Origin of the sequence: Qipengyuania pacifica (assembly GCF_019711555.1) — a bacterium.
In the GTDB taxonomy this organism is placed as follows: domain Bacteria; phylum Pseudomonadota; class Alphaproteobacteria; order Sphingomonadales; family Sphingomonadaceae; genus Qipengyuania; species Qipengyuania pacifica.
Genome location: NZ_JAIGNQ010000001.1, coordinates 906,016 through 931,045, shown reverse-complemented (window position 1 = coordinate 931,045; position 25,030 = coordinate 906,016). Strand labels below are relative to the sequence as shown.

General features: G+C 60.6%; 28 protein-coding genes, 1 tRNA gene and 1 riboswitch. Of the genes, 6 read left to right on the top strand and 23 right to left on the bottom strand.

Annotated features, from left to right (window positions below; genetic code table 11):
- Positions 1 to 110: 110 nt before the first annotated feature.
- Positions 111 to 1,052, bottom strand: coding sequence for an isopenicillin N synthase family dioxygenase (locus K3177_RS04560; RefSeq protein WP_221597254.1), 942 nt, complete (start codon positions 1,050 to 1,052; stop codon positions 111 to 113).
- 11 nt (positions 1,053 to 1,063) lie between these two features.
- The gene (locus tag K3177_RS04555; protein ID WP_221597253.1) at positions 1,064 to 2,377 is read right to left on the bottom strand and encodes a NupC/NupG family nucleoside CNT transporter; all 1,314 of its coding nucleotides are present in this window, start codon (positions 2,375 to 2,377) and stop codon (positions 1,064 to 1,066) included.
- A 126-nt stretch (positions 2,378 to 2,503) separates the two neighbouring features.
- Between K3177_RS04555 and K3177_RS04550 the strand changes: the two genes are divergently transcribed.
- Positions 2,504 to 3,187, top strand: coding sequence for a queuosine precursor transporter (locus K3177_RS04550; protein WP_221597251.1), 684 nt, complete (start codon positions 2,504 to 2,506; stop codon positions 3,185 to 3,187).
- On the opposite strand, the gene K3177_RS04545 is transcribed toward K3177_RS04550, so the two are convergent.
- The 8 genes from K3177_RS04545 to folK all read right to left on the bottom strand — a co-directional run bounded on the left by K3177_RS04545 (position 3,184) and on the right by folK (position 7,997).
- Positions 3,184 to 3,699, bottom strand: coding sequence for a DUF421 domain-containing protein (locus K3177_RS04545; protein WP_221597249.1), 516 nt, complete (start codon positions 3,697 to 3,699; stop codon positions 3,184 to 3,186). The two genes, K3177_RS04550 and K3177_RS04545, sit on opposite strands and share 4 nt — an antisense overlap.
- On the bottom strand, positions 3,696 to 3,902 hold the full coding sequence (locus K3177_RS04540; protein ID WP_221597247.1) for a hypothetical protein: 207 nt from the start codon (positions 3,900 to 3,902) through the stop codon (positions 3,696 to 3,698). Before K3177_RS04540 ends, K3177_RS04545 begins: the two co-directional genes overlap by 4 nt.
- 85 nt (positions 3,903 to 3,987) lie before the next feature.
- A complete protein-coding gene (gene fghA, locus K3177_RS04535; RefSeq protein WP_221597245.1) occupies positions 3,988 to 4,845 on the bottom strand; it encodes an S-formylglutathione hydrolase in 858 nt (285 codons plus the stop codon).
- A gap of 2 nt (positions 4,846 to 4,847) precedes the next feature.
- Positions 4,848 to 5,489 (bottom strand): CoA transferase subunit B, encoded by a 642-nt coding sequence (locus K3177_RS04530; RefSeq protein ID WP_221597243.1) that lies wholly within the window; start codon positions 5,487 to 5,489, stop codon positions 4,848 to 4,850.
- Entirely contained in the window at positions 5,489 to 6,199 is a 711-nt protein-coding gene (locus tag K3177_RS04525) for a CoA transferase subunit A (protein ID WP_221597241.1), read from the bottom strand. Before K3177_RS04525 ends, K3177_RS04530 begins: the two co-directional genes overlap by 1 nt.
- On the bottom strand, positions 6,199 to 7,311 hold the full coding sequence (locus K3177_RS04520) for an S-(hydroxymethyl)glutathione dehydrogenase/class III alcohol dehydrogenase (protein WP_221597239.1): 1,113 nt from the start codon (positions 7,309 to 7,311) through the stop codon (positions 6,199 to 6,201). Before K3177_RS04520 ends, K3177_RS04525 begins: the two co-directional genes overlap by 1 nt.
- A gap of 56 nt (positions 7,312 to 7,367) precedes the next feature.
- A tRNA-Lys gene (locus K3177_RS04515) sits at positions 7,368 to 7,443 on the bottom strand.
- A 68-nt stretch (positions 7,444 to 7,511) separates the two neighbouring features.
- Positions 7,512 to 7,997 (bottom strand): 2-amino-4-hydroxy-6-hydroxymethyldihydropteridine diphosphokinase, encoded by a 486-nt coding sequence (gene folK / locus K3177_RS04510; RefSeq protein WP_196847645.1) that lies wholly within the window; start codon positions 7,995 to 7,997, stop codon positions 7,512 to 7,514.
- A gap of 53 nt (positions 7,998 to 8,050) precedes the next feature.
- Here folK and K3177_RS04505 point away from each other — a divergent pair, with 53 nt between their 5' ends.
- On the top strand, positions 8,051 to 9,472 hold the full coding sequence (locus K3177_RS04505) for a M20/M25/M40 family metallo-hydrolase (RefSeq protein WP_221597238.1): 1,422 nt from the start codon (positions 8,051 to 8,053) through the stop codon (positions 9,470 to 9,472).
- A 23-nt stretch (positions 9,473 to 9,495) separates the two neighbouring features.
- Here K3177_RS04505 and aguB read toward each other — a convergent pair whose 3' ends face one another.
- Positions 9,496 to 10,359, bottom strand: coding sequence for an N-carbamoylputrescine amidase (aguB, locus tag K3177_RS04500; RefSeq protein WP_221597236.1), 864 nt, complete (start codon positions 10,357 to 10,359; stop codon positions 9,496 to 9,498).
- Positions 10,360 to 10,397: 38 nt separating this feature from the next.
- On the bottom strand, positions 10,398 to 11,249 hold the full coding sequence (locus K3177_RS04495; RefSeq protein ID WP_221597234.1) for a class I SAM-dependent methyltransferase: 852 nt from the start codon (positions 11,247 to 11,249) through the stop codon (positions 10,398 to 10,400).
- A 105-nt stretch (positions 11,250 to 11,354) separates the two neighbouring features.
- Here K3177_RS04495 and msrA point away from each other — a divergent pair, with 105 nt between their 5' ends.
- Positions 11,355 to 11,891, top strand: a complete 537-nt coding sequence (msrA, locus tag K3177_RS04490) for a peptide-methionine (S)-S-oxide reductase MsrA (protein ID WP_103024589.1) — start codon at positions 11,355 to 11,357, stop codon at positions 11,889 to 11,891.
- Between the two features lie 244 nt (positions 11,892 to 12,135).
- Positions 12,136 to 12,322, top strand: a riboswitch (yybP-ykoY riboswitch).
- A 2-nt stretch (positions 12,323 to 12,324) separates the two neighbouring features.
- The gene (locus K3177_RS04485) at positions 12,325 to 12,903 is read left to right on the top strand and encodes a TMEM165/GDT1 family protein (RefSeq protein ID WP_103024465.1); all 579 of its coding nucleotides are present in this window, start codon (positions 12,325 to 12,327) and stop codon (positions 12,901 to 12,903) included.
- An 83-nt stretch (positions 12,904 to 12,986) separates the two neighbouring features.
- Here K3177_RS04485 and K3177_RS04480 read toward each other — a convergent pair whose 3' ends face one another.
- The 11 genes from K3177_RS04480 to K3177_RS04430 all read right to left on the bottom strand — a co-directional run bounded on the left by K3177_RS04480 (position 12,987) and on the right by K3177_RS04430 (position 23,028).
- A complete protein-coding gene (locus K3177_RS04480) occupies positions 12,987 to 15,464 on the bottom strand; it encodes a fimbria/pilus outer membrane usher protein (RefSeq protein ID WP_221597232.1) in 2,478 nt (825 codons plus the stop codon).
- 15 nt (positions 15,465 to 15,479) lie between these two features.
- Entirely contained in the window at positions 15,480 to 16,235 is a 756-nt protein-coding gene (locus K3177_RS04475; RefSeq protein WP_247714218.1) for a fimbrial biogenesis chaperone, read from the bottom strand.
- 119 nt (positions 16,236 to 16,354) lie between these two features.
- Positions 16,355 to 16,528 (bottom strand): hypothetical protein, encoded by a 174-nt coding sequence (locus K3177_RS04470; RefSeq protein ID WP_196847639.1) that lies wholly within the window; start codon positions 16,526 to 16,528, stop codon positions 16,355 to 16,357.
- 56 nt (positions 16,529 to 16,584) lie between these two features.
- On the bottom strand, positions 16,585 to 17,142 hold the full coding sequence (locus K3177_RS04465) for a hypothetical protein (protein WP_221597230.1): 558 nt from the start codon (positions 17,140 to 17,142) through the stop codon (positions 16,585 to 16,587).
- 151 nt (positions 17,143 to 17,293) lie between these two features.
- On the bottom strand, positions 17,294 to 18,325 hold the full coding sequence (locus K3177_RS04460; RefSeq protein WP_221597228.1) for a hypothetical protein: 1,032 nt from the start codon (positions 18,323 to 18,325) through the stop codon (positions 17,294 to 17,296).
- Positions 18,322 to 18,690 (bottom strand): hypothetical protein, encoded by a 369-nt coding sequence (locus K3177_RS04455; protein ID WP_221597226.1) that lies wholly within the window; start codon positions 18,688 to 18,690, stop codon positions 18,322 to 18,324. Before K3177_RS04455 ends, K3177_RS04460 begins: the two co-directional genes overlap by 4 nt.
- Positions 18,691 to 18,749: 59 nt before the next feature.
- The gene (locus K3177_RS04450) at positions 18,750 to 19,358 is read right to left on the bottom strand and encodes a hypothetical protein (protein WP_221597224.1); all 609 of its coding nucleotides are present in this window, start codon (positions 19,356 to 19,358) and stop codon (positions 18,750 to 18,752) included.
- A gap of 139 nt (positions 19,359 to 19,497) precedes the next feature.
- Positions 19,498 to 20,124 carry a response regulator transcription factor gene (locus K3177_RS04445; protein WP_103024459.1) on the bottom strand — a complete coding sequence of 209 codons (627 nt, stop codon included), beginning with the start codon at positions 20,122 to 20,124 and terminating at the stop codon, positions 19,498 to 19,500.
- 84 nt (positions 20,125 to 20,208) lie between these two features.
- Complete coding sequence (locus K3177_RS04440) at positions 20,209 to 20,502, bottom strand: Hpt domain-containing protein (protein WP_221597222.1); 294 nt, start codon at positions 20,500 to 20,502, stop codon at positions 20,209 to 20,211.
- Entirely contained in the window at positions 20,495 to 20,866 is a 372-nt protein-coding gene (locus K3177_RS04435) for a response regulator (protein WP_103024457.1), read from the bottom strand. Before K3177_RS04435 ends, K3177_RS04440 begins: the two co-directional genes overlap by 8 nt.
- Positions 20,863 to 23,028, bottom strand: a complete 2,166-nt coding sequence (locus tag K3177_RS04430) for an ATP-binding protein (protein ID WP_221597220.1) — start codon at positions 23,026 to 23,028, stop codon at positions 20,863 to 20,865. Before K3177_RS04430 ends, K3177_RS04435 begins: the two co-directional genes overlap by 4 nt.
- Before the next feature lie 237 nt (positions 23,029 to 23,265).
- On the opposite strand from K3177_RS04430, the gene K3177_RS04425 reads away from it, so the two are divergent.
- The gene (locus K3177_RS04425) at positions 23,266 to 23,694 is read left to right on the top strand and encodes a DUF2231 domain-containing protein (RefSeq protein WP_221597218.1); all 429 of its coding nucleotides are present in this window, start codon (positions 23,266 to 23,268) and stop codon (positions 23,692 to 23,694) included.
- A complete protein-coding gene (locus tag K3177_RS04420) occupies positions 23,691 to 25,022 on the top strand; it encodes a PQQ-dependent sugar dehydrogenase (RefSeq protein WP_221597216.1) in 1,332 nt (443 codons plus the stop codon). The genes K3177_RS04425 and K3177_RS04420 overlap by 4 nt, the downstream gene beginning before the upstream one ends.
- Positions 25,023 to 25,030: the final 8 nt, after the last annotated feature.

Sequence of the window (25,030 nt, the reverse complement as noted above, 5' to 3'; positions counted from 1 at the left end):
AAATTGCACTTACAGAACAACACGTTGATGGTGTTGCAATCAGGCAACGAGTCCGGAATTTTCCTGATTATGGTTTTCTTGCAACGCACAAATTGGTGCGCCGCACCAGATCACGCGAGATTGATCTCGCGCAGGCGTTGCATGAGGAATTCGTGACTGGAGATTGCATCGGGTCGATTCTCCGGATGCTCCGGATCGATGCACGAAGGCAGCGTCTCGATAACATAATCAGGGCGGAAATGCAGGAAAAACGGCATCGAATACCGCGCGCGATAAGCCGCTTCGCCTCGCGGATTGACCACCCGATGCTTGGTCGAGCGCAATCGGCCATTGGTCAATCTTTCCAGCATATCGCCGATATTGACCACCAGCGCACCCTCCGGCGGGGCGACGGCTTTCCATTCGCCTTGCGCGGTGAGGAGTTCCAGACCGGCCTCTTCAGCACCGAGCAGCAATGTGATCGTGTTGATATCGCCATGCGCGGCTCCGCGGATCGCACCTTCCGCTTCTGCGCCTTCGAGGGGAGGATACCGCAAAAGGCGCATGACGGAATTGCCGTCCTCTACCGTAGGAGCAAAGAACTGGCGCGGTAGCCCCAGATGAAGCGCGATGCCCTCCAGCACCCTGCCGCCGGCCTCTTCGAATGCTGCGTAAAGTTCGAGGAAGGTTTCGCGAAATCCGTCGATCTCGGCCGGCCAGATATTGGCTGGCATATATTCCGCCAGATCATGGCCCTCCGGCAGCTGGCGACCGACGTGCCAGAATTCCTTCAGGTCATGGACCTTGGCATCCTTGGCTTTTTCGGTCCCGAACGGCGTATACCCGCGAGCCCCGCCGCCACCAGGCGTGTGATACGCCTTCTTTATATCATCGGGGAGCGCAAAGAATTCTTTGGACAGAGCCTCGGCGCGATCGATCAGGTCCTGCGGGATGCCGTGATCGCGGATGACGGCGAAACCGTATTGCTCGAAGCTACGGCCCAGCTCATCGGCTATGCTGTCCAGCGGCTGTGCCAGCGACACTACCGCGATATCGATGTTCGAATCGGTCATGGCGAAGCCCTTTAATACGGTAGGAAAAGACCCGCCAGCGCGGCGCTCATAAGGTTGGCGAGAGAACCGGCGGCAAGCGCTCGCAAACCAAGCCTGGCGATGACCGGCCGCTGGTTGGGAGCGAGCCCGCCGGTCACTGCCATCTGAATGGCTATCGAACTGAAATTGGCGAAACCGCACAAGGCGAACGTAATAATAGCGCGACTGCGTTCCGTCAGGACCTCGGGGCCGATCGTCCCGAGCTCGATGAATGCGACAAACTCGTTCAGCACGATCTTCGTCCCGAACAGTCCGCCCGCAGCGCCAGCCTGATCCCACGGAATGCCGATCAGATACATCATGGGAGCGAAGACGAAGCCGAGCAGCTTCTGGAAGCTGAGGTCCGAATAGCCAAACCATCCGCCGACGCCCGCCAGAAGACCATTGGCCAGGGCTACCAGCGCGACGAATGCCAGGACCATCGCGCCAACGGCGACCGCAAGTTTAACCCCGGTTTGCGCGCCCTGTGCGGCCGCTTCGATGACATTGGCGGGACGCTCGCCCTCCTCGAAGGCCTCTGCGATCTCCACTTCCCTCTCGCTCTCGGTGAGCGCGGCAGGTCCCTCGCCGCTGATCCGGCCACGCGGCAACGGCAACTCGCCCTCCGCTTCGGGAGACGGCTCGCCGTCATCGGGCATGATTATCTTCGCCATCAATATGCCGCCAGGGGCCGACATGAATGCGGCAGCCAGGAGAAAGGGCAGATAGGCATTGCCGAGCAGCCCGGCATAAGCGGCAAGGATCGTGCCGGCAACGCCGGCCATCCCCACCGCCATGAGCGTAAACAGCCGAGAGGGCGCAAGTGCAGCGAGGTACGGGCGTACGACAAGCGGGCTTTCGGATTGGCCGACAAAAATGTTCGCCGCGGCCCCTAGCGATTCGACCTTCGATATCCCCGTCACCCAGCCGATTGCACCGCCGACCCAACGCACGACACGCTGCATGATGCCGAGATAATAGAGGATCGAGACCAAGGCTGCGAAAAAGATGATCACCGGCAACGCGCCCAGTGCAAAGGTGTTCGCCAACGGGTTCGTCTCGTTCGGGCCGAAAAGAAACTGCGTTCCCTGGTCCGCATAGGAAAGGAGGGCGGCCACCCCATTAGCCATGCCTTGGATCACGGCACGCCCGCCGCTCGTGGCCAGTACAAGAAAAGCCATCAGAGTCTGCAGCGCGAAGGCTGCACCGACGACCCTGAGTTTGATCCTCCGTTTGCCGGTCGACAGCAAGAATGCGACCAGCAAAATCGCCAGAATGCCGATAATATTGATAAGGATGGGCGACATCGGCTTCCCTTCGGACGCTACAAGTTGCGGATGAAATTAGCCGCTGTCTTGCTTGCACCGTCCCATTAGTCAATTTTCACTGCTCACCGATGGCCAAGCCGTCCCCGAATTCCACGAGATCCATCCATGACAGAACCCGCCAACGAAATCCGGCCTGCCGCTGCCGCCATGCCGCTCGGCCTGTTCGTTTACACTCTAATCTACGGGGGAATGACAGTCTTGGCAGGCGTTCTCGCGTATAAGCAGGTTCAGCTATGGCCGACCGAACTGGCCGTGGAATCCGGCATCTTCGCCTTTCTGCTTCTGGTCGTGATATCGAGCACCATCGCACAGCTGTACGGCGAAAAGCTTGCCAATAGGATCGTTTGGTGGGGTTTCATTCCGCTGCTCATCGCTTCGCTACTGATGCAACTTGTACTGAATCTTCCTGCTTCAGTAGAGATGGTCGAGTTTCGCGGTGAGGACCTCGCAGCTTTCGAGCGCGTCCATGCTACACTGTGGCGCGTGTGGATGGCCGGGCCCGCGGCTTACATCGTATCGCTGCTACTCAATGTCTGGATTTTTTCGCGTCTACGCGGCTCATCGCAGAGTACCTCAGCCGTCTCGCTAATGATGCGCGGCGCAATTGCTTCCGCACTCAGCCAAGCTATCGATTCGGTCATCTTCATCACGCTCGCCTTTTACGGGCAATTCGAGATAACCAATCTGCTCATCGGGCAAGTCATCGCCAAGGTGGCACTCAGCTTCGTGCTGGTTCCGTTTCTGATTACGGGCGGCGTGGCTTTCGCACGCTGGCTGGACAGGCGCTAAAGACGCCGGACATCCCCGATCAGGGTTTCATCCAGAGCGTCACCGTGCAGTACGGAAACGTCGCCCGTGGTTTCCAGAACCACGGCCCGTACGCACGAGAGGTCGCGCGCGTTCGCCTCGCGCAGTTTTGCGATCAGATCGCTTTTCGACACCCGGGTTTTGCGTAACGCGTCCTCCAGGAATTTGCCGTTGCGCATCAGAAAGACCGGCTCGTTCTGCATGATCGCTTCTGCGACATCCGACGTCTTGCGGATATAAGCAGCGATAAACTGGACTACAAACAGGCCGAGCATCCCGGCCGATGCTTGAGCGAACCCGCTCCAGCTGCTGGCTTGTGCCGCCCCAGCCACCAAGCTGCCCAAGGCCACGGTCATGACGAAATCGAAATTCGTCATCTTGGACAAGGATCGCAAACCGTTGATGCGGATCAGGATGACGACCCAAACAATGGCTCCCGCAGACAGAATGATGCCGCGCGCAGCGATATCCAGCACCGTGTCTTCCAGTATCATGCCCGTTCAACGCCTGAAGCGGGATAGGTAAGCTGGGCCGCACTGAAGTCGACATCGAGGGGGTCGACGACCAGAGAGGGCAAATCGGTTGCGGTGCTGTAAGCCGGGATATCTTCGCCAGCCTCTTGTGCACGAGACGGCGACGCACAGGCGAACAGTGCCAGGGCAGCCGCGCCGCCAAACGTTCCGATGATGCCTCCCACAGATCCTATCGCGCCATGTCTAGCAGGGAAATCCCGCAAAGCCACAGTCATCGGGCGCGGCAGAGTTTTTACGCCGTGGGGAGTGCTACTCGACGCCGATCTGTTTCAGATGTCGCGCATGCCAGGCCACGTGTTCGGCCATGAATGTCGAAATGAAGTAGTACGAATGGTCGTATCCATCCTGGAACCGGATGTTTGCGGGCATGTCGGCTTTGTCGCAGATTTCAATCAGCAGTTCGGTCTTGAGCTGCTCTTCGAGAAAGCCATCGGCCGTGCCCTGATCCACCAGTAGCGCAGGCAATCTTGCACCGTCTTCTATCAGTGCGCAGGCGTCATATTCCCGCCAAGTCTGGCGATCCGCCCCAAGATATCCGCCGAGCGCCTTTTCTCCCCACGGACATGCAAGCGGACTTGCGATAGGAGAAAATGCACTGACCGAACGAAAGCGGTCCGCGTTACGGAGTGCGACAGTCAGCGCGCCGTGACCACCCATCGAATGGCCGGTAATGCTCTGACGTTCCATATCGATGGGGAAGTGCTCGCCAAGCAGCTCCGGCAATTCCTGTTCGATATAGCTGCGCATGCGGAAATGCTCTGCCCAGGGGTCCTGCGTAGCGTCGACATAAAATCCAGCGCCTTGGCCGAAATCGTATGCTTCATCATCGGGCACGTTCTCGCCGCGCGGTGACGTGTCAGGCGCAATAAAAACGATCCCATGTTCGGCGCATGCAGCACGAAACTCGCCCTTGTCGGTGACGTTGGCGTGGGTGCACGTAAGTCCGGAAAGGAACCACAGGACCGGCAGCTTCGTGCCTTCTTCGTGTTCGGGTACAAACACGGAGAACGTCATATCGGTGCCGGTACTAGAAGAGGCGTGGCGATAGACGCCTTGAATGCCGCCGTGGCTACGTTGCTCCTCGACTGTTTCCAATGCGGTAGCCATCCCTAGAGAGCGACTTCGTACTGCGCGGTCGTTTTTTCGGCTACTTCTTCGGCGGTCACGCCCGGCGCCAGTTCGATCAAACGAAATGCGCTGTCATGGTCGGGCCGCTGGAATACGGCGAGATCCGTCACGATCATGTCGACCACGTTCTGCCCTGTCAGAGGCAGCGTGCATTCGGAGATGAACTTCGGGCTTCCGTCCTTGGCGGTGTGCTCCATAACAACGATGATCTTCTTGACGCCGGCCACAAGATCCATCGCGCCGCCCATGCCCTTGATCATCTTGCCGGGGATCATCCAGTTCGCGATATCGCCATTTTGAGCGACTTCCATCGCACCGAGCACAGTCAGATCGATGTGCCCGCCGCGGATCATGGCAAAACTGGCAGCACTATCGAAATAGGCACTATGTGGAAGTTCGCTGATGGTCTGCTTACCAGCATTGATCAGATCGGCATCTTCCTCACCGGCGTAAGGGAATGGTCCGATGCCGAGCATGCCGTTCTCGCTCTGCAGCGTTACATGCATGCCGTCAGGAATGTGGTTGGCCACCAGCGTCGGGATACCGATGCCGAGGTTGACGTAATATCCGTCTTCCAGTTCCTTGGCCGCGCGGGCGGCCATCTGGTTGCGATCCCAGCCCATTATGCGGCCTCCCTTTCGCGGGTCGTCACAAATTCGATCTTCTTGTCATAAGGTGACCCAACGATCATGCGCTGGACGTAGACCCCGGGCAAATGAATACAGTCGGGATCGAGGCTACCGGTCTGCACGATTTCCTCGACTTCGACGACACAGACCTTGCCGCACGTTGCGGCGGGGAGATTGAAGTTACGAGCGGTCTTTCGGAAAACGAGATTGCCCGTCTCGTCGGCCTTCCACGCCTTTACGATTGCGAGGTCGGCGAAAATCCCATGTTCGAGGATATAGGTTTCGCCGTCGAAATCCTTGTGTTCCTTGCCTTCGGCGACCTGCGTGCCGACGCCGGTCTTGGTGTAGAAGCCGGGAATGCCCGCTCCACCTGCCCGCATGCGTTCGGCCAGCGTGCCCTGCGGGCAGAACTCGACCTCCAGCTCGCCGGAAAGGAATTGCCGCTCGAATTCCTTGTTCTCGCCAACATAGGAAGAAATCATCTTCTTCACCTGCTGGGTGCGCAAAAGCATGCCGATGCCTTCATTATCGATGCCGGCGTTGTTGCTGCAGAAAGTGAGTCCCTTGACCCCGCTGTCACGAATAGCGGTGAGCAGGCGCTCCGGAATTCCGCAGAGGCCAAAGCCGCCGCTTGCGATAAGCATGTCGTCGCGCAGCACCCCGTCGAGCGCCGCGGCGGCGTCAGAATAGATCTTGCCGGCCATCAGAACACCACCACGCTGCGGATGCTTTCACCTGCATGCATAAGGTCAAACCCCTTGTTGATGTCCTCTAGGCTGAGAACGTGAGTGATCATCGGGTCGATCTCGATCTTCCCGTCCATGTACCAATCGACGATTTTCGGAACATCGGTGCGCCCCTTGGCTCCGCCGAACGCCGTGCCGCGCCAGTTGCGACCGGTCACCAGTTGGAAGGGCCTGGTGGAGATTTCCTTGCCCGCTTCGGCAACGCCAATGACGATGGATGTACCCCAGCCGCGATGGCAAGCCTCCAGGGCCGTGCGCATCACCTCCGTATTACCCGTACAGTCGAAGGTGTAATCGGCTCCTCCGTCCGTCATCTCGACGACCTTGGCCACCACTTCGTCCCGGCTCATACCCTTGGTATTGAGGAAATGGGTCATTCCGAACTTGCGGCCCCATTCTTCGCGATCAGAGTTGATGTCGATGCCGACGATCATGCCGGCGCCGGCGAGCCGTGCACCCTGAATGACATTGAGACCGATCCCGCCCAGGCCGAAGACCACGACATTGTCACCAACCTGGACCTTGGCGGTATTGGTGACTGCGCCAACGCCCGTTGTGACACCGCAGCCGATATAGCAGCTCGTCTTGAAGGGGGCGTCCTCACGAATCTTGGCGACCGCGATTTCGGGCAGGACAGTGAAGTTCGAGAAGGTCGAGCAGCCCATATAATGGAAAATCGGCTCGCCCTTGTAGGAAAAGCGCGTCGTACCATCGGGCATCAGGCCCTTACCCTGAGTGGCCCTGATCGCGGTGCAAAGGTTCGTCTTCCCGCTCAGGCACGATTTGCACTGGCGGCATTCGGGGGTGTAAAGCGGAATGACGTGGTCGCCGGGCGAGACGCTCGTGACGCCGGCGCCGACTTCACGCACGATTCCTGCGCCCTCATGACCCAGGACACTGGGAAAGATCCCCTCGCTGTCCAATCCATCGAGCGTATACGCATCCGTGTGGCAGAGACCGGTAGCCATGATCTCGACCAGCACTTCGCCCGCCTTTGGTCCCTCCAGGTCTAACTCGACGATTTCGAGTGGTTGCTTGGGGGCGAAAGCGACGGCGGCGCGGGTTTTCATGGGAATGTCGGCTCCGGTAGTTAGTGCCGGCACTCCGGCCTCGGTGCGGATAGTGGTGGTGAGCCGTGCTGGGTTCGAACCAGCGACCTACTGATTAAAAGTCAGTTGCTCTACCGACTGAGCTAACGGCCCGACCACGGCGTGCCACCTAGGGGCGCCTTTGCGGGCGGTCAAGCGGGTCATGCGAGATTTGGCGCAGGTCAGCGGAAACTTCGTCTGGCGAGCTGACGCAGGGTGTGGCCCGAGACAGGGTCTCGCCAATCCGCTGCAATTTCGGCCGCCGGGCGCAACACAAATTCACGTTCTCGAAACAGGGGATGCGGGATCGAAAGAGTTGTCGAATGCCAAGCCCCGCCACTCCAAAGAACGATGTCGAGATCGAGTGTGCGCGCTCGCCACCTCTGCCCGCGCCGCTCGCGTCCGAACTTTTCCTCGATTGATTGAAGGTGTTCCAGCGTCTCGGTGGGATCGAGATCGCCACTGATCACGACAGCGCCATTGGCATATTGCCGCTGCGAAGGGCCGATGGGCGCGCTGTCCACCCAAGACGAGACGGCTTCGACCTCCCAGCCTTCCTCGGCCAGTTCTGCCACCGCCGCATCAAGCACAGCGCGAGGGGCACCGATCTGGGGTGCGCGCCGGTTCGACCCCAGTGCAATCAGGTAGCGATGCTTGCTTGCCTCCATGAAGGCTCCGTCCTAGCGTCCCGTCGCGTGATAGCCAACTGGAGGGGCAGGCGATGAGGGTAAAGGCATTTCTTCTGGCGGGCGCGCTGGCTTCGGCGGGCCCAATTGCGGCTCAGGATACCGAAACGCGTCAACTGACCGATCACCAGCAGATGGTCCATGACATCTATCGCGACATAATAGGCTTTCGTACGGCGCGCGGTCATCAGCAGGTGGATGACATGGTCGCGTACCTCACGAAGCGTCTGTCCGATGCTGGCTTCGCGCAGGAAGACCTGATGGTCACTGACTACGACAGCGACGGCGAGCCGACGCAGGGGCTTATCGTGCGATATCGAGGCGACGGTTCCTCCGGCGACAAGCCCATCGTGATGCTGGCTCACATGGACGTGGTGGATGCTCTGCCGGAGGATTGGGATCGCGATCCCTTCACTCTGACCGAAGAAGACGGTTATTTCTTCGGACGCGGAACGATGGACAATAAGTACGGCGTCGCCAATCTCGTAGGCACTTTCATACGGCTGAAAGATGAAGGCTGGACGCCCAACCGGGATCTCTATCTGGCTTTCTCTGGTGATGAGGAAACCGGCATGGTTTCCACCCGCGCACAGGCGAAGTGGATCGCAGAGAACGTCGACCCTGCTTTCGTGCTGAATTCCGATGCCGGCGGAACGGCGCTGGACGACGAGTTCAAGCCGCTGGCCATGCGTGTTCAGGCTGCGGAAAAAACGTTTGCGACGTTCGAGCTTACCGTGAGCAATCCAGGCGGCCACTCTTCGCGGCCGCGATCCGACAATGCCATCTATGAACTGTCGGCAGCGCTTCTGAAATTGGCCGATCACAAATTCGCAGTTCAGGCGACACCGCTGACCCGAAGCTATTTTGCAGCCCTTGGCCAGAGCGTGCCGGGCGAACTGGGCGATGCCATGCGTGCCTTTGCGGAAAACCCAGAAGATCCGGCAGCCGTCGCCACGCTTCAGTCGAACCCCGAGACGGTGGGCACGCTCGGCACGACTTGCGTAGCGACGATGCTCCGCGCCGGGCATGCGGAAAACGCCTTGCCGCAGAGCGCGACGGCGACCGTGAACTGCCGCATTTTCCCCGGCATCGGGGTGGAGAAGACCCAGGCCGAACTGGCCCGCGTCATCGGCAACGACAATGTTTCGTTCAAGCTGATGGCAGAGGTGACGGAAAGCCCCGTCTCTGTTCTCCGGGACGATGTCCGGGCAGCGGTGGCGAAAAGCCTCGCCGCACGATACGGCAAGGACATACCCATCATTCCCTATATGGAATCGGGCGGTACCGACGGGATGCATTACCGCACGTTAGGCTACGATACGGTCGCCGTAAGCGGAGGCGCCAGCCGTTCGCAGGACATGTATGCACATGGTCTCAACGAACGGGCGAATGTCGATGCGTTCTATTCGGGCCTCGATCACTGGACGATCATACTCAAGGAATTGGCAGGCGGATAGCGCGGGGGCGTACAGCCCCGCCTTTAGATATCCTCGCAGATGCGCCCGTAGAGTTGGGGACGTCGGTCGCGAAAGAAGCCCATGCCCGCACGATGTTTTCGTGCGCGGTCGAGGTCGAGCGTTGCGACGAGGACGCCCTGTGACGAACCGCCGAATTCCTCGACCAGATCGCCCCATTCATCGCTGATGAAACTGTGGCCGTAGAAGCTCTGCCGACGATCCGCGGGACCTTCGTGTCCGATACGATTGGCCGCACAGACGGGCATGCAATTGGACACCGCATGACCGATCATCGCACGACGCCACATGCGGCTGGTATCGAGATCGGCATCGTAAGGTTCGGAGCCGATGGCAGTCGGGTAAAACAGTACTTCGGCGCCCTTAAGCGCCATGACGCGAGCACATTCGGGATACCATTGATCCCAGCAGATGCCGATGCCGATACGCGCGCCGAACACATCCCATACCTTGAACCCGTCGTTGCCGGGGCGGAAGTAGTATTTCTCTTCGTAGCCCGGTCCATCGGGAATATGGCTTTTGCGGTATGTCCCCATGATTTCGCCATCCGGGCCGATCATGGCGAGCGTGTTGTAGTAATGCTGGCCGTCACGTTCGAAGAAGCTTGTCGGAATGGCCACCTGTAATCTGGCGGCGAGTTCCTGCATGGCGGTAACGCTGGGGCTTTCGCCGGTCGGGTGAGCAAGAGCAAAGAGGTTCTCCTCCTCCTCCCGGCAGAAATATTCCCCCGCGAACAGTTCGGGCGGCAGGATGATCTGAGCGCCCTTGGCCGCCGCGTCTTCCACCAGCTTCGAGACGGCGGCGATATTGTCTGCCGCGTCGGGGCGGGCGAGCGGCAATTGCAGGACGGCGACGGTCAGTTCTCTCATGGGCGCCAGATAAGCAACCGTCGCGCGTCAGGCAATGATCAGTCCCGCTTGCGGAACAGCAGAGTCATGCGATCGCTTTCACCCAGATCGCGGGTTTGCGCGTCCATCGCATCATCGCCCCCGAGGCTTGGCGGCATCATCCATACGCCGTCTTCCCAATTGGCCGGATCGCGCGGATTGGCGTTCACCTCGCTGCTGCCGACGAATTCGAAGCCCAGGGCCTCCACGAAGCCCACGACATCGTCCTGTCGCAGATAGCCTTTCGAGCCGTTGGCATAGTCGGCGCTGGCATCTTCGGGCGCGCGATGCTGGACGATGCCAAGCATCCCGCCCGGCTTGAGCAGGCCGCGCATGGTCTTGATTTCGCTGTCGGCATTGTTCCAGCGCATCATGTTGTGGAGCATGCGAATGACGAGGATGCGATCGAACGTGCCCGCTTCGCCTCCCGGCACGGCATCAAGCGTCATGGCCGAGAAATGTTCGGCCGGAAGCCCGGTGAATTCGGCGGCTTCGGCAGGAAAACCGGCGGCCCCGGCGCGGATGCGCTGCTGCGCTTCGGCGTCGAAGGGACCGCTGGTGGGATCGCAATATAATCCGACGAGCTGCCCCTCACCGCCCAGATAATGCCCGAGCACACGCGTGTACCAGCCGCCGCCGGGCGCATATTCACCGACTTTCATGTCCGGGGCGACGCGGAAGAATGCGAGGGTTTCGGAAGGGTGACGATACTGATCACGCGCGCGATCTTCGGCGCGGCTGGGATGATTGATCGCGCCGGATATGGCTTCGGCATGAGTCGCTGCGAAGGCCGCGGGATCGGGCAATTTCTGATCGTCGGCAACGGCAGGAACGCCGAATGCCAGCGCTGTGGCGGCGAGCAGGTAACGCATCTGATCTCTCCCTCGAATGGATCGGTGATGTCCTGCACGTGCAACTGCACGATGACAAGCGCGGGACGGATTCCTATCTTGGTATCCAACAAGGAGTTTGATGACATGGCAGAACAGCAGGCGATCATTGCCGGCGGGTGCTTCTGGTGCACCGAAGCGGTTATGAAGGACGTGATCGGCGTCAGCGAAGTAGAGAGCGGCTATATCGGCGGGCACCAGGCGAACCCGACTTACAAGGAGGTCTGCACGGGCAATACCGGCCATGCCGAAGGCGTGCGGGTCACATTCGATGACGAGCAGATCACGCTGGCCCAGCTTTACGACGTCTTTCTGGGCACGCATGATCCGACCCAGCTGAACCGGCAGGGCAACGATGTCGGCACCCAGTATCGCAGTGCGATCTTCCCGCTCGAAGGGCAGGAAGAGGAAGCAAGGGCCGCCATTGCGCGTTGGAACGACGAACACGAGGGGCAGGAGGCCGTCACCACCATCGAGAGCGGCGAATGGTACCCGGCGGAAGATTACCATCAGGAATACTGGGATGGCGAAGGCCAGCGGAACCCGTACTGCCTTGCAGTTATCCCGCCCAAGTTGATGAAACTGCGCAAAAGCTTCCAGAAGTATCTGAAGGAAGACGCCTGATTCGAACGCCCGGCTGCTCAGCTTTGCAGCCGTAAAGCTGAGACATGGACCGGGTGTTACACAGTCCAAGAGCAAAAAAACCACCGCCGGATAATCCTCGTCCGGCGGTGGTTTTTTGCGATTCTGGCAGGGCGGGATAGGCATGGAGAATACGCTGACACGCGGGGCAGCGAGTAGGAAAGCCGGTAATGATGCGAGCTCTGTACCGGCCTACCTTGCGCGCCGGATGGGTCGCTGCTAGCCAACCACCGTCATCTGGGGAGTAGCCCGCCGCATTCAGTGCGGTTCCCTCGCGTCAACATACTCGGCCGAGAGGTCGTGGCGCAGGGGTTCGAGCATCCGTTCGGGCAAGACCAATGGCACCTGACTTTCGTCCGGCCGGGCGGAAGGTCCGGTGTCGTTGAAGTCTTGAAGCCCGGCCCGGAGATATCCTGTGGAAGCCATTATCACTTCGACCGCCGTGGTTGCGCTCGCCGAAATCGGCGACAAGACCATGCTCCTTGCCATCGTGCTTGCAACGCGATTTCGCAAACCCCTGCCGATCGTCTTCGGCATCCTGGTCGCCACCCTGGCAAACCATGGCATTGCCGCTTTCGTGGGCCAATCCGTCGCCAGCCTGCTGGAAGGTCCGTGGTTTCGCTATGCCGTCGGAGCAAGCTTCATCGCCATGGCCCTGTGGACGCTTGTGCCAGACAAGCTGGACGACGATGAACAACCCAAGGCCCCGCGGTTCGGGGCCTTCCTGACAACCACCATCGCGTTCTTCATTGTCGAAATCGGAGACAAGACGCAGGTTGCCACCATTGCCCTGGGGGCGCAGTTCCAGAGCGTCCTTCTGGTGACGCTGGGCACGACGCTCGGCATGATGCTGGCCAATGTGCCGGCGGTCTATTTCGGCAATGCCATCGTAGAGCGCGTTTCGCTGAAAGCGGTACGGATTATTGCGGCGCTGCTATTCCTTGCGATAGGCCTGTGGGTCATCGCGGCCGCGGCGCTGCCGGGCATCTCCTGATTGGAGGTTGCGATTGCGGATAATTTTTGGGTGGCAACGCCCAGGAAACACCCGCGCAGCCTTAACCGGTTTCCCGTGCCATCCTATTCGGCGGGCACCAAATCGCCGAGCGCGACCGTCTGGTCGACGTCTTCGGCGATGGTGAAGGCAAAGGTCGTCTGGTCGGCATCGTTCAGTACGATCGTCCAGCGGCCGGGAGCGAGGCCGGTCGCACCAAAACGGCCGGCCGAGTTGGTGAATAGCGCAACGGGTTCCCGTTCGGGATGGGCATCCTCGATCGCGACGCCAGACAGAAGCGAAATCGGTTCGCCATCGCCGTTAAGCAAACGCCCGACCACGCTCGCCATATAGTCCGAGCCGACAGTCAGGCGATATCCCCCGCGATAGGGCGGAAGGAGCCGGAAGGAACCTTCACCCAGATCCGTATTCAGGGGCGCATCGGGAGCAGTTATCAGCAGGTTACGTTCGCTATAGCTGCTCAGGCTGGGCTGCAGGGCGGTACCCAATGCGCCGCTGTTTGCCGCGGCCGAGCGCCCGGTCGGTTCTATCAGTATGTCGGTTCCACGCAGCGAGGCGTGTGGACTGACGATGGCGAAACTGTCCTGGATGGGCCGTCCGACCGAAAATGCACCGTCTGCGACAGCCAGGGCAGTGCCGAACCGAAGGGATGTCCTCTGGCTCGTCGATCCGCCGAGATCGCCTTCGAACGCGCCAAAATGACTGAAGCCAAGCTCGGCCCGGTTGCTGAACAGCGTGCCATTGGCACCAGTCACTATGCCAACGTCACTGTGTTCGATATCGGCGCTGAAATTATAGGCCCCGGTCCCCGTCCCGTGATACGTCTGGTAGGTCAGGCGTTTGCGGTCGCCGCGGCTGTCGTAATCGGCGCGCAGGCTTGAACTGCGATCGAAACGGAAGACGAGCGAGAAGAACGCGCTGAGCCGGTTTTGCCCGCCCACCCGGTCATAACCGAAATCGCCAGTCAGGTTCAGCCGGGGCGAGATCTGCCAACCACCGGTGGCGCGCAGACTGCCGACATCGGGTTCGTCATCCCGGCCGCGCGAATAGCGTGCATCCAAGCCGGCATAGACCGTGTCGCTGATCGTGGCGCTGTAGCTTGCCCCGGCGATGTAGCGATAGGGATTGAACGGCAAGCCGGTCCCGATCGGGGAGAAGTCTCGGCTTCGTGTTTCGATGGAAGCTGACAAAACGTCAGCGCCGCCAGCAGTATTGCGCGCGATAGTCCGCTGAAACGTGAGGATCGATGCCCAACCCGAGCCGACGCCTTCGCTGTGCGAAGCGGAGGCGAACCCGCCGAGAGACCCGATTGGAGTTGCGACAACCGCTTCGACACCGCCCATCCAACCGTCGGGATCTGCCTGCGCATTCGCGCCAAGTGTCAACCGGTCATTGATACCGCGCCGATAGAAGCCGCTGAAGGCGAGGTCGTCGCTATACACGGGACCGCGCCCACCCAATGGTGCGAGCACGCCGGCATAAAGCCCGAATTCGCTAAGACCTTCGGCAAGCTGCGCCTGATCGAGGAAAATGTCGAAATCGACGGTTTCGCTGCGCCCGGTATCATCGGTTATGGTCAGCTCGACGTCATTGGACCCTTGGGCAAAAGGGAAATCGGTCAGGTCGAACGTGCCCGGATCGAGTTCCAGCCGCCGAACGAGCTGTCCGTTGACCCGCACTTCCACCTGTGAACGACGATCCAGACGAAAACTGCGGCTGCCGCGCGGACGGATGATCCGTTGCGGATCGAGGAGGGAGTAAAAGCGCGACACCGAAAGACCGCTGATCTCCGGTGCGGCCTGAAATCCGCGGGCCAATGTGCGCAGGTCCCCGGCCGATGCGCGCAGAAGATTGCGTCGATCATCGTAGACCAGCCGCGTTCCGCGGCGCTGAAAATCCGGCCCTGGCGCGCTGGCCTGCCAATTGGCCTCACTTTCCAGGACTACACCGCCCAGCCTCGCTGCCCCGTCGAGAAAGGTGATGGGCGGCGCCAGCCCTTCGTCGCTACCCTGCTGAACCCAGTCCAGCGAACCGCGTATGTTGAGATAGGCACTGAAATCGGCTGGCGCGACATAGTTGACCACCCCGCGCTCGTCTTCGTTGCCCAACGTCAGCGACCGGCTCGCCCGGCTTGCAGGGGCGATATCAAGGATCAGTTGCAGCGATTGCGGATCATAGCGGATCGCGATGCCGACAGCTTCGAGATCGGATCGCCCTATCTGACCCTGCTGGGCCAACCGGGAGCGCAACCGTTCGACGAGCTGCGGTGCGATGCGCGGCTCCAGCAGCGCCAGCAGGCGTTCTGCCGCGAAGCTTGCCTGCCCGTTCGGCTCGAGCGTTAGGGTCGTGTCGCCAATATAGGTTTCGCCATCGAGCAGGGGTACCGTCAGGACGAACGTTCGCCCGGTAGGATTGACCTGATCGCCATCGGGGCCCGGATCGATCACCACGCGAGCGCGCACCGGGGCAGCGGGCTGCGCATTCCCCACATGGGGAACGAGGCAACCAGCAAGCAGGACAGCAGCGAGTATCTGGCGGTTCATACGAACCTGGGGCCCTTAATTGTCGGGCGTGAACTGCACTTCGACACGTCCATCCGTTTGCGGCAGGACCACAGGCAGCGTCAGGCGCCGCGTCTGGCCCCCGCCAATCAGACCATAGCCCAGCGTCTGCTGCAGCTCCGGGCCTGAAATTTCCTTGCGGAACACCTCGCGGCCGTCGGCGCCGGTCTGGACGACCCGCAGCCGTCCGCGCGACAGATAGCCGTGCGCAGCCGAATCATTGGTTACGGTAATGACAGGGGCTGGCCGCCCCTCGGCATCGGTGCCGATCTGTGCAGAGGCGAGCGACAAGGAAGGTTTCACGCCATCGGGCGAGACGCTGACGAGAATCTGGAAATTGTACAGGAGCTGCACGTTCGACGTCGTATCGCTGGTTTCAACCGGCAGCTGTGCGGCCGTGACGAAATAGTGCTTGCTGCGCGCAAGGTCGGGATCGCCGACATACTGTACGCGGAAGCTCTGCCGCTGGCCGGGAGGGATCAGCGCCTGAGGTGGAAAGGCCACCAGTTCGCCGGGATCGACCCCGGTCGGGGTCACGCCGTCGCTGTTCAGTTCCAGCGCCTCGATCCGCATTTCGACCGGCAGCGGTTTGTCGAAGGTATTCTCGACAGTCACGACATCGCTCATACCGCGGCCGGCTGTCGTCAAGTCGATGACTACGGGCTGGACGATCATCGCATAGGCGGCGACAGAGCCGACCACCCCAAGAACCGTAACCAGCAGCGCGACCGCAATTTTTCTAAGTGACTGCAATGGAAACTCCTTGCGAGACAGTCTTATCGGGCGACCATGGACCGACCCACCCCGGTTCGCCAAGGACGAATTGCCGCGAACCGCCGGATAGGCCCATGGGTGTTTCCCTGCGGCAGCACTTACTTCGGAATGGCAACTCCGCGCCATTCGGGGCGCGCTGCCAGACCGGTTTCCTGCGCCATGCGTTCATATTCAATCGCGAGGTATAGCAGCTCGTTACGCTCGTCGCCCTCGGCATCCTGCGCCCTTAAGCGCAGTTCGGTCGCGAGATCAGCCGGATTATGTGTGACCATGAAGAATTCCAAAAATTTCCGGCAGGCTGCCCCCGCGCCTGCCGGAAACCCCCCTGTCAGGCGGTCGGTGCGATGGTGACTTCCACCTTACCGGCATAGGTGCCGGCATCGAGGATCGCAGCCGGATCCGCAGTAAGCCCGCTGCCGATCGTCAGCGTGATATTGTTGGAGGTGGCGGCCAGACGGTCACCGACCTGGGCCGAGGTGGCGCCTGCGGTCAGAGACTGGTCGGCAACCGGAGTGGTTCCGCCCTTGGCACCGGTGGCAACCAGCGTCGCGGTGTAGTGGACGGTGTTGGTGTAGCCGGCGGGTACGTTCGTTGCGGCGGCATTGATCAGCGGCTTGGCATCGACCGAGATCTTCGGGTTGGAGCCATTGCACTTCACGGTGAAGTTGCGGGTAAGGCCGCCGGTGTTGCCGGCAAAGCTCGGGTCGACGGTGCCGTCGGTCTTAGCAAGTTCGCCAAGGGTGATGTTGCCGCTGATGGGCGAAACGGCGAGGCAGCGTGCTGCAACCGAGCCCGTGACGTCAACCGATCCGGTTGCCTGCGCCAAAGCAGGGGTAGCGCCGAGTGCCGAACCGAGAACCAGGACGGAAAGAACCAGCTTTTTCATTTCGTGTCTCCAATCAGAATTTCAGAGGGGCTCGTCACCCCGATGAGTTGGAAATAGCCGGGAATCGCCGGTCGCCCCATTTAGCGGGTGGCGAAAACGGCGCTAACTTTGAGCGTTATTCGCTATACCCTTGGGTATAGGTTGCGGGCGGTCAGAGCCCGGCGCAATTGCTGGCGGACGCAGCCGTGACCACCGGCGTGAAGGTGATGCTGATCACGTCACTGTAGTTGGGGGCCGGCGTCTTGGCCGCCCCGCCTTCCTTCAATGTGGCGCGCAGCGGCAGAACCCCTGCGCTTCCGTCCATGCCCGCACGTGCACAGGTCCGCGTTCCGAAAGAGGCATTGGAGGTGACCTCCTGCCCCAGAAAGCGCGCACTGTAGCGGATCGCCTGCGACGCGTCGCCGAGGTTGCCGCCCGGATAGGTAAGGCGGAAATCGTTCTGCGAGCGCATCCTTACCTCGAACGGGCCGGAGCTGCGCACGCGCAGCGAATTTCCTGCAGGCGTCGTATAACGTTCGGGCGCGGCCAGTACCGCCGTGGTGCTGGCATCACCGACTTCGCCGAAGTCGAGCGGGGAACCGGCATAATAAGCCTGAAGCGCGCTGACCGTGTTGACGTTGATCCGAATGGTGCCCGGTTCGCGAACGGGAACGGGTAAGCTCGCCAGTCCGCCGATGCCGGAACAGATGTAAAGCAGGTCGAGGACAATAGGTTCGCCGGCCGACAGATCGGTACCAGGCGGCACGGTCACGCGCAGGTTGAGCGGATTGGACAAATCCGAGCTCAGAATGCCGCCGAAATTGTATCGTATTTCACCTGCCGAACCAGCGCCGTTGTCGCGTGAATCCAGCGACCGGGGACGACCCGCCGTCGATCCTTCGGGATAAATCACCCGGAAACCGCGATAGGTCACGTCGAGCGGCGGCGAGCCCGTAGGGGCGACGATGACGAGACTGACCTCATCCGTGCGGCCGAGGAGGATACCGCGATTGCGCCGCAGGATCAGCGGGATGGTCACTTCCGAAAGGCCGCCGGGCGAGAATGGATCATAAGTGATGCTGGCCGGTGCGGTAGCCGTACCGGTAACGCCGCAAACCGACGAAATCTGCGATTGAGCCTGTACCGGCGATGTTATCGCGAAAGCCGCGGCGGCGGCTGCAAAACCTACTGTCCAACGCCTCATACCTGAGGCGATACGACGATCTCCAGTGCAGCGCGAGAAGAGAATTCTGCCGATTGAACCGGTATCGGCCTGAGCGGGCTGCGCGGCTGCCTCTGCAGCTTCGCCATGACGGTCCAGTTTTCCGACACCGATCGAGCGACGGAATGATTGCAGACCGCCCGGCGAGCGTTGGCCGCCGGGGTGGACATCACGACCACAGCCTTCGGATCGGAGACCCAGCAGCGCGGCGCCACATGACCGGTAATGTCCACTTCTGCCGCGCTTTGCGCCGCCGATGGAACTGAACAGAACAGAGCTGCAATACATGTCGACTGCGCGGCAATCGCGCGAATTCTGGCCAGACGGATTATATGCAGTTTCGTCACACCGTCGGAGGTATAGGCGAGTTTCTAACAAAGGGCGAATCTTGTTCGTTACCATGGCGTTAGGGACTCACGCTGACAGTGACCGAAAGCGTGTCGGCGTACCGGCCCGATACGAGCGTGTCGCTTCCGGTATAGGCCGGTGCGCTGACACGAAGATACGATCCGTTTACCTTCGTCGAGGCTCCGGCAAGGCGCAGACCCTGGGCTGCGGTCGCGGTCCCTGCAAAGCTGCACGAGCCACCCGCCGACAGCGTGGCCGCATCGCAGGTGGCCGAAGCATTCGTACCGTTGTCGGCCACCATATAGAGGGCCACTCGGTAAGGTGCCTTGGTCTGATATCCAGAGCCGCCCGCTGCCTGGCTGGCCATCCCGCCATTGAGCGAGGACACGGCAATGCGCGAGGCGCCCGTGCAGTTGAGCTGGATTGCGAAATCGCGGCTGAAGCCGTTCAAATCGAAATCGGCCTGATCGATCGTGCCAGAAGGTGCGCCCGACGTTGCAAAACCGCAGCGGCCGGTGACCGAGGCGCGAACCTCTACGCCCACTTCGATGCTGTTTACCGCACCCTGGCCGGCCGCATAGGCGGTGGTCTGCGCGCGCACGGGCTGGCCGGCGATCGCGAAGATCGCAACCAGCATCGCCATTCCGAGCGCGTGAAGAGTTTTCATTATCCGCCTGTTGCAGCCGGCGACCCCATGTCGCCGATATGCCAGACAGATGCGTCATTGGTTGATTACGAGCCATTCACCCGACGGAGACAAACGCCCTCACCTTCGGCGAAAAGCGCCTATTACTTTCGATATAACCTCAGTCGCCACGCTCTTGCGCGAGGAGGATCAATTCGGTTCGTCCGCGGATGCCGAGCTTGTCGAAAACCTTGTGGAGATGGACCTTCACCGTCCCTTCGGTGAGGCCCAGTTCGCTGGCGACTTCCTTGTTGCGTAGCCCGCGCTGGACCAGCGATGCGACAGCGCGTTCCCGCGCGCTCAGCGCGTCGAAGGGATCGCGCGGCGCATCGGGCGACATGGCCTGTTCCATCACCCGCTGCATGACTTCCTGATCGATCCACCGACGCCCCTGGACGACGCTTTCGAGGCAGACCAGCAGGTCGCGTGGCGCCGTGGACTTGATGACGATGCCGTTGACCGACAATTTCACCGCCTCTCGGGCAAGCTCGTCATTGAGCCGGCTAGTGAGCAGAACCACCGGGCGATCGTCGCCCTTGCTGCGTAAAGTGCGCAGAACATCCAGCCCGCTTCTTTCGGGCATATCGTTGTCGAGGATCAGAAGTTCGGGCCGCGCGCCGGGAAGTGCATCCAGCACCGCGGCGCCTGTGTTTACCGTCGCAACCACGGTGAAATTGGTCTTGTCGAGCAGTGTCGTGATGCCCGCCATTGTCAACGGATCGTCGTCGGCTACGAGTACCTTGGTCATTCTGTTGCACCGGTCAAATCATGGGGGCCGACAGGCCTAACACCCTCATCGAGCGCAGGTCCACCCCACTTCAACTCCGCTGCGTTACGGGTGCGCTCGTGCATGGACCACCCTGAGCTGGGCCGTCAGCCCGTCGATTGCAGCGGACAGGCTTTGTGGCGACTGTCCTGCTTCCAGCGCTTGCTCGATACGGCTAGCAGTTTCGCCCAACGCCGCTTCGCCGAACATGCCCGCGCGCCCCGCCAGACTGTGACACAATTGCTGGAGCCTCTGCACGTCGCCCGTGTTCGACGCATTTTCGATCGCTTCGGCACTGGCGCCGGCCTGCTCCGCGAACAGCCTGGAAAAGGCCGCGAGGCGTTCGTCGATGTCATCCATCGAGAAAGCTCCGCACTTGTTCGGCCAGTGTCATGGGATCGAATGGCTTGGCGATAACGCCCCGCGCACCGAGTTGCTTCAGGTGGGCGATCTCCTGCTCCTGCGTGCGGGCGGTGATGAAAACAACGGGAACGGATGCGGTAACCGGATCCTCTTGCAACAGGCTCAACACGCCTGGTCCATCCAATCCGGGCATCATGACATCAAGCAACATCAGGTCTGGCGGAGACTGCCGGGCCTGCTCGAAACCTTCCTGGCCTGATCCGCAGGTTCGCACGATCAACGATGGGTCCAGGCCAATGGCCATTTCTGCAATCTCGCGGATATCGGCCTCGTCATCGACGTAGAGGATTTCGCTGGTCACGGGCCTATTCCCTTATTTTTGCGCGCCTCGATCAAGTCGATGGTTTGATCGACCAGCGTATCCAGGCTGGCGCGAGATTTTACCAAGACGAGATCGATACCATTACGTGCTGCCGGTTCGACTTCCTGTGCGGTGAACAGCATGATCGGCACGGTGGGTGAACGCTCGCGCAGTGGAGCGACCAGGTCCGTGCCACATCCATCGAGCATGCCGACATCGAGAATTGCTGCATCATATTTACTGCGACGGATAAACGCTCGCGCCTGAGACATGCTCTGCGTGGAATGAAGAAGCGCCTTGCCTTCGAAGGCGCTTTCCACGACGGCGAGCATGTCCGGATCATCGTCGACATGGAGAATCGTCGGCAGCGATGGTTCGGGTTCGCGGCGCTCCAGCGGCCGTGCTTCGATCGCAACCGGCTCATGGAGCTCGGCCGCGGGCAGGTCGACGTGGAACACGGTTCCCCTGCCTTCCACAGTATCGAAGCTGATCGAACCGCCGAGGCGTGTAACGATTTCCTTCACGATGCTGAGCCCAAGCCCGGTACCGCCCTTCTGCCGGGAATCCGATGCATCGGCCTGGGCAAATTTCTGGAAAATGCGCGCGCGAAAGACTTCCGAAATCCCCTCACCGCAATCGGTCACGCTGATCCGATATCGACGATCGAGCGGCCGTACGGTCACGGTAACCGTTTCTCCGCGCCGCGAAAACTTGATCGCGTTCGACAGCAGGTTCGTCATCACCTGCATCAAGCGGTCCTCGTCGGCCAGCACTCCGGCATTGGGCGGGAACGGCTCTATACGGAGCGCTATATCGTATTGACCCGCGAAGCCGGCCGCCTGATGCACAGCCGCATCGAGCAATGGTGCGAGTGCGAGCGGCCGAATATCGAATTGCATCCGCCCCGCCTCGATCTTTTCGATATCGAGAATGTCGTTGATCAGCCTGACAAGCCGGGCTGCGTTACTATGCGCAATTTCGATCAGTCGCCCGACTTTGGGCGACACCTCGCCCGCTGCGCCACCATTTATCAGGCCGAGCGAGCCGGCAATCGACGTAAGCGGTGTACGAAGCTCGTGGCTGACGGTGGCGACAAATTCGCTCTTCATCTGCTCGACTTCGCGGCGTTCGCTGACGTCGCGCAAGACCGCTACAAAGCTGGTCCGGTCGGCGAGATCGACCGGGCTGACCGAGACTTCCAGCGGGAAAATCGTCCCATCGCTGCGTCGGCCGAAAAATTCCTGAATGCGGCCCTTGTTCTCGCTACGCTTGGCCTTGAGCCTGGAGAGGAAAGTCTCGATCTGTCCACGATCTGGCGCGACTTCGAACAGGATGCCGATATCGCGCCGCAGGAGAGAACTCGCGCTAGCGCCGAACATGGATGCCGCAGCGGGATTTATGCTTTCGATACTGCCGCTGGGGTTGAGCACGATCATGCCATCCATCGAGCTGTCGAAGATCGCTTCCTGACGCGCCGCCATATCGCTGGCCCGGCGCAGAGCCGATTGCCTGCTCAACTGGCTGCGCAAGACCAGCAGACCGGCCAGTGTCAGCAGGAGGATCAGCCCGATTTCAAGCCCCAGCGTCCGCCCTTGGAGCTTCTGCCGATCGGTTTCGGCGTTGGCGGTGCTCCGATCCAGCATCAGCCGTTCGACTTCGGATAGTTCTTCGACCAATCCGCGAACGCGGTCCATCAGCACTTTGCCGGCTCCGGTCGCTATCAGTCGCTGGGCTTCCCCGCGCCGACCGTCGGCGACCAGGGCAATCGTGCGTTTGGCAAAATCTCGCTTGTCACGGGACGCCTGCCTGAGCTGCGCAACCAGCTGCGTCGAGCCGATCTTGCTCGTTCGTGCGGCGACTGCATTCAGCTGGCGTTCGACTTGCGCTTCGGCAACCCGATATGGTGCGAGGAACGCGGTATCACCGGTGATGGCATAACCTCGCTGACCTATCTCGATATCCTGATGCAGGGTCATCAACTCCTGCAGCGCCGACCTTGCGTCATATGAGTCGGTTACGAGATGCCGAAGCCGGTCGTTTTCCTCGAAACCACGATTTGTCGAGATCGCCAGAAAGGCGAGAATGATCAGCGTACCGATACATGAGGCGACCAGGACCCACCCGACGAGCCCGATGCGCAATCTTTGCGCTGAAAGTTTCAAGAAAAGGACATTCTAGTAGCTGAGTAGCCGCCGCTTCTTCACGATGCTTCGAGCCCCGTTCGCTAGGAAATCGAGGTTAACAAAACGTAAAGAAAGCAGGCTCCGGCGTGCCTGCTGGAACGGGAACCGAGCAAGACACAGCTTCCGTCAGCGGTACTAAAATGCAGCAGGCACCGGCACCATTTTTCCCACGAGGGGTTAGCGTTGAGGAGTGCATGACAATCGGAGGAAATCTACATGGCTGAAACGCTTGCTCGAACCAGGTCATTCACCAACCCGATACATGCGATCCTGCTTGCTTTTCCCGTTGCGCTGTACCCCGCCGCACTCTTGTCCGACATCACCTATCTCAACACGGCGGTCATCCAGTGGACCAATTTTTCCTCCTGGCTGATTGCCGGTGCCGATGTATTTGCAGGACTTGTTCTTGCGTGGGCCCTTGTCAGCCAGTTTCTTGGCCGCACGAGGCAGCGCGGGTGGGCATATGTGATCGTGGTCGCGCTGATGTTCATTGCCGGCGTCCTCAACGCTTTCCAGCATGCGCGTGACGGCTGGCATTCGGTCGGCACCTTCGGTCTTGTCCTCTCGATCCTCTGTACGATCCTGGCCTTTGTCTCAGCCTTTCTCGCCTTCGGCCAAACCCAGGTTAAGGAGTATCGGGCATGAAACGGATCGTCCTTCTCGCTCTCGCAGCTTCGCTCGCCGCGTGCCAATCGCAAAGCGATCCCGACCTGGATCAGACAGGCGAACGGCCCGATCTTCCTCAGCAAAGCGACACGCTCTTGCCCGCCATGAAAATTCCCACGCCCAAAGGCTGGGGCGGCGAACTTCCGACCGTGCCCGAAGGTTTTACGGTAACTGCGATTGCGAAAGACCTGAAAATCCCGCGGCAGATGCTGCTTCTGCCCAACGGCGACATACTGGTTGCCGAAGGATCGGGTGGACACGCCCCGGCTGTCCGTCCGAAGGATGTCATCGCCGGAATGATCAAGAAGCGCGGCAAAAGCTCGGTCGAAGGCGGCAACCGCATCACCCTGCTGCGCGACCGTGACGGCGATGGGCAGACCGATCTGCAGACCACCTTCATCGACGGGCTCGATGCTCCGTACGGATTGGCTTTCGTCGACGGGAAGATCTACGTCGCCAATCAGGGAAATCTGGTCAGCTTCGATTACACCGAAGGCGCTACGCGTATCGATGGCCCGGGCACCGAGGTGACCAAGCTCCCATCGGTGATCAACCATCACTGGACCAAGGCCATGACCGCCAGCCCGGATGGCTCGAAGCTGTATGTCGGCATAGGCTCGAACAGCAATGTCGGTGAGCGCGGCATGGATGTGGAGGAAGACCGCGCGGTGATCTGGGAAATCGACCGCCAGACCGGTGCCAGCCGCATCTTCGCCTCCGGCATCCGCAACCCGACGGCCCTGTCCATCAATCCCTGGACCGAGCAATTGTGGGCGGTGGTCAATGAGCGGGACGAACTCGGGCCGCAACTGGTCCCCGACTATCTGACATCCGTTCGCCAGGGCGCCTTCTATGGCTGGCCCTATAGCTATTACGGTCAACACGTTGATCCCCGCGTTCGCCCGCAGCGTCCTGATCTGGTGCGCAAGGCGATAGCGCCCGATTATGCTCTTGGTTCGCATGTCGCCGCGTTGGGACTGGACTTCACCACGAACGGGGGCCTTGGGGGCCCCTTCTCCGAAGGCGCATTCGTGGGTGAACACGGCAGTTGGAACCGCAACGATCCGTCGGGTTACAAGGTTACTTTCGTGCCGTTCCGAAACGGGCGCCCCTCGGGCAAGCCTATCGACCTTGCTACCGGCTTCCTGAAGGATGGGCACGCCCGCGGACGCCCTGTCGGTGTCCTTTTCGACGAACAGCGCCGGGCATTGCTGATAGCGGATGACGTTTCCAACACCGTTTGGCGTGTCGCTTTGCAAGGCGGTTCGGCTGTACCGGCTGGCGAAGCGCGCCAGTCGACGCGCTAAGAGCGTAC